Here is a 745-nt window from a genome sequence, read left to right as displayed (position 1 = left end):
CTCTAACTGTACCAACACATATCCTGCTGACGTCTCTGGATGCAACGCAGAGGACTCACGCATCGTTCCTGCGCCTTTGCCATACACCGAGGTCGAACTGGTGAACAAGATGCGCGGAACGCCGTGCGCCAGCGCGCTGTTCACCAATTGTTGCACGGCCAGCAGATAGTTCTCCCCTCCCTGCGCCGTTCGGCTGGCGGGGAGCGTGATCACTAAAGCATCGACATTCAGTACGCTGTCGAGATCGTCGGTATCACACACCAGTTCCGGCGTTAAATGCAGCGCATAGCAGGCAATCCCACTCATGCGCGCCGCTTCCACACGGCATGCCTAGCCACCCTAATCCTACGATTGACACCTTTTTCATCGACATCACTCCCGGCTGTCTGAGGTTACTTTCTATTCTACTCTCGAATCGCCGCCCCGTATCCGACAAGACGCCTTTTTCGCTTCATCTGCCCACCGCGCGACCCCAAAAAATGCAACGTTACGTAAAACCCTAGCTTCGTTCTAACCCGCGCCCTTCGCTGGCAGATTATCCTATTTAATCCATAACCCACCGACGATAATGTGACTATTTATCATTACAGTTACAAAATCCGCTTGTGCATTTTCCAGAAATAAACGGAGCGAAAGCGCGCGCAACAAAAAAAGGTTGCACAACGACAGTGAGATGGTTTAGGTTTATTGGCAATGCAATTAGTGCCCTTTATTTAAGAGAATTTTTTATGTTACGCGTTCTGTC

Annotated in this window: 1 pseudogene; it reads right to left on the bottom strand. The window is 50.9% G+C overall.

The features are described from left to right. Positions 1-367: pseudogene (locus J5224_RS32415) on the bottom strand (NAD-dependent epimerase/dehydratase family protein); the annotation flags it as partial. Positions 368-745 lie beyond the last annotated feature (378 nt).

The organism is Candidatus Symbiopectobacterium sp. NZEC135 (genome assembly GCF_025962695.1).
This window is presented reverse-complemented; position numbering and strand designations above follow the sequence as displayed.